General features: G+C 77.0%; 4 protein-coding genes and 1 pseudogene. All 5 read left to right on the top strand.

Going from position 1 to position 5,991, the window contains the following annotated elements; all coding sequences use genetic code 11:
* Nucleotides 1-402, top strand: a pseudogene (locus tag GTQ99_RS18670) (ComF family protein); the annotation flags it as partial.
* 265 nt (nt 403-667) lie between these two features.
* Nucleotides 668-1,438: a ribosome hibernation-promoting factor, HPF/YfiA family gene (gene hpf / locus GTQ99_RS27160; RefSeq protein WP_166617225.1), complete on the top strand. Its 771-nt coding sequence runs from the start codon at nt 668-670 to the stop codon at nt 1,436-1,438.
* Between the two features lie 113 nt (nt 1,439-1,551).
* A complete protein-coding gene (locus tag GTQ99_RS18660) occupies nt 1,552-2,238 on the top strand; it encodes a response regulator (RefSeq protein WP_166617224.1) in 687 nt (228 codons plus the stop codon).
* Nucleotides 2,235-3,500, top strand: a complete 1,266-nt coding sequence (locus GTQ99_RS18655; protein WP_338075107.1) for a winged helix-turn-helix domain-containing protein — start codon at nt 2,235-2,237, stop codon at nt 3,498-3,500. The genes GTQ99_RS18660 and GTQ99_RS18655 overlap by 4 nt, the downstream gene beginning before the upstream one ends.
* 48 nt (nt 3,501-3,548) lie before the next feature.
* A partial coding sequence (locus GTQ99_RS27155; protein WP_166617223.1) for an EAL domain-containing protein occupies nt 3,549-5,991 on the top strand: 2,443 nt, incomplete at its 3' end.

Below are 5,991 nucleotides of genomic sequence, written 5' to 3'. Positions count from 1 at the left end.
GGGCCAGCAGGGGCACCGGGTCCGTCTGGCCGGCCGGGCGGACGGGGCGTGGACCTGGTGCCGGTGCCCGCCCGGGCCGCCAGCCGGCGCCGGCGCGGCGGGGACCTCGTGGCCGACCTCGCGGCCCGCGCGGCCGCGCTGGCGCGGGCCCGCGGGCACGAGGTGCGGGTCGCGCGGGTGCTGCGGGTGGCGCGCCCGGTGGCCGACCAGACCGACCTGGACGCCGCCGGCCGGCGCGCCAACCTGGCCGGGGCCTTCGCCGTGCGCGGCCCGCTGCCGCCCGGCCCCTGCGTCGTCGTCGACGACGTGGTGACGACCACCGCGACCGCGGCGGAGGCCGTCCGGGCGCTGCGCGCCGCCGGCGCGCGGGTGGCCGGTGTGCTCTGCGTGACGCTGGCGTGAGCCGTCCGCGTCGAGCGGCGCCCTCGCGTGGGCACCTCGCGCCCGCCTGGTCTAGCGTTGGTGCATGGCAGCCGAGACCGGCGTCAGGTCGGGTCGATCCCCGGCGGTGTCCGAGGGTGGACCCGTCGTCCGGGGCAGTGGCCCCTGCCGGTCGTGCGCTGCCTCTCACCGTGCCCTCCCCGCGGGGGTGGTGCGCGGCACGAGGTGACGGTCCGAGGCGGGCCGGCCCCGGCCGCGCCCGCCATCCGAACGAGGGAGGCATCCCGTGGAAGTTGTGGTCACCGGACGGCACGTCGAGGTCAAGGAGAGGTTCCGGCACCACGTCGAGGCCAAGCTGGAGAAGGTCCCCCAGTTCGCCCCGCGCGTCCAGCGCGTCGACGTCGAGATCTCCCACGAGAACAACCGCCGCCAGGCCGACATGTGCGAGCGCGTGGAGATCACGCTGCGCGACAAGGGGCCGGTGGTGCGCGCGGAGGCCTGCGCCGACGACCCCTACGCCGCGCTGGACCTCGCCACCACCAAGCTCTACGAACGGTTGCGCCGCTCCCGCGACCGGCTGAAGGTCCACCGCGGACGCCGCCGGCCCACCTCCGTCGCCCAGGCCACCGCGGGGCTGTCCGACGAGGCGCTCACCGCCTCGACGAGCGCCGGCCAGCCGCTGCTGGCCTCCGAGGACGACGTCCCCACGCCCGCGGTCATGGCCTCCTCGAGGCCGCCGACGGCCGAGCAGGTGGACGGCTGGGCCGAGGAGGGGGCCGAGGACGCCTCGCCGGTGGTCATCCGCGAGAAGACGCACGCGGCCGAGCCGATGACGCTGGACCAGGCGCTGTACGAGATGGAGCTCGTCGGCCACGACTTCTACCTGTTCGTCGACGCCGGCACCGGCAGGCCCAGCGTGGTCTACCGCCGTCGCGGCTGGGACTACGGCGTCATCCACCTCGACGTCCACGCCGCCCAGGGCTCGGCGGACGGCGCCGACGCGCGCCGCGCCGCCGACGCGGCGCTGTCGGCGGCCGTGGCGGCGGCCGTGCGCTGACCCGCTGATCGTCCCCACCAGGCGGTGCCGGGCGCCGCTCCCCGCGCGGGGAGTGGCGCCCGGTGCACGTCGTGCCAAGATCGGCTGACCGTCCGGTGAGGGAGGAAGTGCCGATGAGCGACGCGCAGGCAGGCGAGGCGATCCGGGTCGTCGTCGTCGACGACCACTCCCTCTTCCGGCGCGGGCTGCAGATGGTGCTGTCCACCGAGGACGACATCGTCGTCGTCGGCGAGGCCGGTGACGGCGCCGAGGCCGTGCAGCGCGTGGAGGAGCTGCTGCCCGACGTCGTCCTGATGGACGTGTGGATGCCGCACCGCTCCGGCATCGACGCGTGCGCGCAGATCAAGGCCCTCGCCCCCTCCACGCGCATCCTCATGCTCACCTCCTCCGAGGAGGAGGACGACCTCTTCGGCGCGGTGCGGGCCGGGGCCAGCGGCTACCTGCTCAAGGACGTGCCGGCCGAGGAGGTCGCCGACGCCATCCGCGCCGTCGTCTCCGGGCAGTCCCTCATCACCCCCAAGATGGCCGGGCTGCTGCTGGGGGAGTTCAACGCGATGCGCCGGCGCGACGAGGAGCGCGCGCTGGGCCTGCCCGGCAGCCCGCGGCTGTCCCCGCGCGAGCTGGACGTGCTGCGGCTGCTCGCGCGCGGCATGGCCAACCGCGAGATCGCCGGCGCCCTCGGCATCAGCGAGAACACCGTCAAGAACCACGTCCGCAACCTGCTGGAGAAGCTGCAGCTGCACTCGCGCATGGAGGCCGTCGTCTACGCGGTGCGGGAGAAGATCGTGGAACTGTCGTGAGCCCCGCCGCGCCCGTGCCCGCACCCGTGGAGGAGATCAGCGCGGTGCAGGCGCGCCGGGCGGCGCTGGCGGCCCAGGGCTTCAGCCGGCGGCGGCCGGCGGCGGTGGGTCCCCGGCACCTGACCGGGGTGCTGGAGCGCCTCGGCGTCGTGCAGATCGACAGCGTCAACGTGCTCTGCCGCAGCCACTACCTGCCCTTCTTCAGCCGGCTGGGCCCCTACCCGCTGCAGCTGCTCGACCGGGCCGCCTCCCGCAGCCCGCGGCGGCTGGTGGAGTACTGGGCCCACGAGGCCTCCTACGTCGCGCCGGCCACCCACCGCCTGCTGCGCTGGCGGATGGAGCGCGCCGCCCACGACGCCTGGGGCAGCGTGCGCAGCATCGCGCTGGAGCAGCCGGGCCTGCTGGAGGCCGTCCTGGAGCACGTGGGCGCCCACGGGCCGCTCACCGCCCGCCGGCTCGAGGCCGCGCTGGCCCCCGGGGTCGCACGCCCCAGCGACCACTGGGGCTGGAACTGGTCGGCGGTCAAGCGCGCCTGCGAGCACCTCTTCTTCGCCGGCCGGCTCTCGGCGGCCGGCCGCACCCCGCAGTTCGAGCGCCGCTACGACCTCACCGAGCGGGTGCTGCCGCCGCGGGTCGCCGCGCTGGCCGACCCCGACCCGGCGGACGCCGTGCGCGAGCTGGTGCGCACCGCCGCCCGCGCCAGCGGGGTGGCGACCGAGACGAGCCTGCGCGACTACTTCCGGCTGCGCCCGGAGCAGTCGCGCCGGGCGGTCGCCGAGCTGGTGGAGGCCGGTGAGCTGGAGCCGGTGCGGGTGCGCGGCTGGGCCTCCTCGCAGCGCCGGCCCGCCTACCGGGTCCCCGGCGCCCCCGCGCCGCGGGTGCGCGCCCGGGCCCTGCTCACCCCCTTCGACCCGCTGCTGTGGCACCGCGAGCGCACCGGCGAGTTGTTCGGCGTCCAGGTGCGCCTGGAGTTCTACGTGCCGCGCGAGAAGCGCGTCCACGGCTACTACGTGCTGCCGTTCCTGCTGGGAGAGGACGTCGTCGCCCGCGTCGACCTCAAGGCCGACCGGGCCGCGCCCGGTGGGCTGCTGCGCGTGCAGGCGGCCTGGGCGGAGCCCGCCGCGCCCGCGCAGACCGCCGACGAGCTCGCCGCGGAGCTCACCGACCTCGCCGGCTGGCTGGGCCTGGGCGGCGTGGTGAGCTCCGGGCACGGCGACCTGGCCCCCGCGCTGGGGGTCGCGCTCCGGCGTTCGGGTCACTGATGCCCCTCCCGCCTCAACATCGCGCGGGCAGGGACCGAGACAGCAGGCGTGGACGTCGCCGCACTCACCGCCGCACAGGTCGAGCAGGCCAGCGGGCTGCTCGAGCACGTGCTCACCGAGCTCACGCGCGGCACCAGCGAGCGCGACGTGCTGACGCGGGCCGCCGCGCTGGTGGCCGAGCTGGTGGCCGCCGACGTGGTCGTCGTCTGCGAGGGGGGCCACGTCCACGGCGGCGTCGGCCTCGGCCAGCGCTTCCTGCCCGAGCGGGGCCTGGCCCGCGTCGTGCGCGACGGCGCCGGCTCCTTCGCCGTGCCCGGTCTGGGGCGGGTGCGCGCGACCGTCGTCGAGGTGCCGGCGCTCTCGGACGTCCACATCGTCGTCGGCCGCGCCGAGGAGGTCCCGGCGCCCGCGGGCGAGCTGGCCGCCGTCGGCCTGGTCGCCCGCGTGCTCGGTCTCGTCGTGCTCTCGCGCCACGGGCGCGAGCGCGAGCGCTGGCACCGCCAGCAGGGCGCCCAGGGCGCCGCCGAGCGCAGCCGCCTGCAGCAGGCGCTGCGCCAGCGCGAGCAGGTCCTCACCACCTCGGTGCGCTTCCAGCGGGCCGTCTCCAGCCGCCGGCCGCTGCCGGAGCTGCTCGTGCAGATCGCCACCAGCTCCTCCGAGCTCATGGACGCGCGCGCCGTCTCCCTCGTGCTGGCCGACCCGCGCTCGCAGATGCGCATGCGCGTCGTGGCCGCCGTCGGCGAGCCGCCGCTGGAGACCGACCTGGCGCTGGCGGCCACCACCGCCCTCGGCGGGTTCGGCGTGGCCGTCGGCGACGACGTGCTGCCCGCGGCCGCCGCGGTGCACATCAACGGCCGCAGCGTCGGCGCGCTCGTCGTCGACACCTCCGGCAGCGGGCCGCTGGACCCCGTGGGCGCGACCGTGCTGCGCGCCTTCGCCGAGCACGCGAGCATGGCGCTCAGCCACGCCGACACCGTCCGCGCCGTGGAGGCCGCCTCCTCGGACTCGCTGACCAGCCTGCCCAACCGGGCCACCCTGCTGCGCCACCTCGAGATCGCGCTGCGCGTCACCGAGACCGACGGCCTGGGCACCGCGGTGCTGTTCATCGACCTCGACGGCTTCAAGCAGGTCAACGACACCCTCGGCCACGCCGCCGGGGACGAGGTCCTCAGCCGCGTCGCCCGCCGGTTGCGCCGCTGCCTGCGCGGCGACGACGTCGCGGCCCGCCTCGGCGGCGACGAGTTCGCCCTCGTCGTGCGCGACGTGGAGCCCGAGCGCGCCGCCCGGCGCATCGCCGCCCGCGTCCAGGCCGACGTCGGCCTGCCGCTGGAGACGCACGGGCGCACGGTGCGCGTGGGCGCCAGCATCGGCATCGCCGTCGCGGAGGGGGGCGTGAGCGCCGCCGAGCTGCTGCGCCGCGCCGACAGCGCGATGTACCGGGCCAAGGCCGAGGCGCACGCCGGCGGCGACGAGCCCGGCGACGGCGGGGTCGTCGTCTTCGAGGCGGACATGCACGACGCCGACCGGCTGCGCCGCCAGCTCGAGCACGACCTGCAGCGCGCCGTCGCCGCCGACGAGTTCGAGCTGGCCTACCAGCCGATCGTGCGGCTGGCCGACGGCGCCGTCGTGGGCGTCGAGGCGCTGCTGCGCTGGCGCCACCCCACCCGCGGGCTGCTGGAGCCGGGCGCCTTCCTCGCCGGGGCCGAGCGCTCCCCGGCCGTGGAGGAGCTGTGGCGCTGGGTCCTGCACACCGCCTGCCGGCAGGCGGCGCTGTGGCGGCGGCAGGTGCCGGACCTGTCGGTGACGGTGAACCTGTCCGCGGCGCACGTGCTCTCGCGCACCGCCGCCGCCGACGTGCGCCAGGCGCTCACCGGCGCCGGCCTGCACCCGGACGCCCTCGTGCTCGACGTCCCCGCCGACCTGCTGGGCGCCGACCCGGACGTGCTGGTCGGGCGGCTGAAGAGCCTGCGGGCCACCGGCGCACGCATCCTCCTCGACGACTTCGCGACCCTGTCCACGGGCGGCGGCGTGCTCGTGAACCACTCGCTGGCGCCGCTGCGCCAGCTGCCGGTGGACGGCGTCAAGCTCGACCGCACGCTCATCGCCGAGGTCGACGGCGCCGAGGGCGCGGACGCGATGGCGGCCGTGCGGACGCTGTGCGAGCTCGGCGCGGCGCTGGACCTGGGGGTCGTGGCCGAGGGCGTCGAGCGCACCGAGCAGGTCCTGCTGCTGCAGGAGGCCGGCTGCGCGGTCGCCCAGGGCGTGCTGCTGGGCTCCCCGCGCTCGGTGGCCGAGCTGGGCTCGGAGCTGACCGCCAGCGAGCTGGGCCCGGTCGAGCCGCTGGCGGCCGTCCCGGCGCTGGGGGACCTCGTCGAGCTCGCCGGGGGGCCCGTGGAGGTCGTCTACTACGACGAGCTGGACGACCTCGACGAGCTGGCCGACCGGCTGGGCGCCTCCGCCGACCCCGCCCCGGCTGCGCCGCCGGCCGCCC

Origin of the sequence: Kineococcus vitellinus (assembly GCF_009906315.1) — a bacterium.
Taxonomy (GTDB): Bacteria; Actinomycetota; Actinomycetes; order Actinomycetales; family Kineococcaceae; genus Kineococcus; species Kineococcus vitellinus.
The sequence above is the reverse complement of the archived record's forward strand: the minus strand, read 5'-3'. Positions and strand labels throughout refer to the sequence as shown.

Coding starts and splice junctions, on each gene's coding strand:
- GTQ99_RS18660 (WP_166617224.1), top strand. CDS start 1,552: ATGAGCGACGCGCAGGCAGGCGAGGCGATCCGGGTCGTCGTCGTCGAC.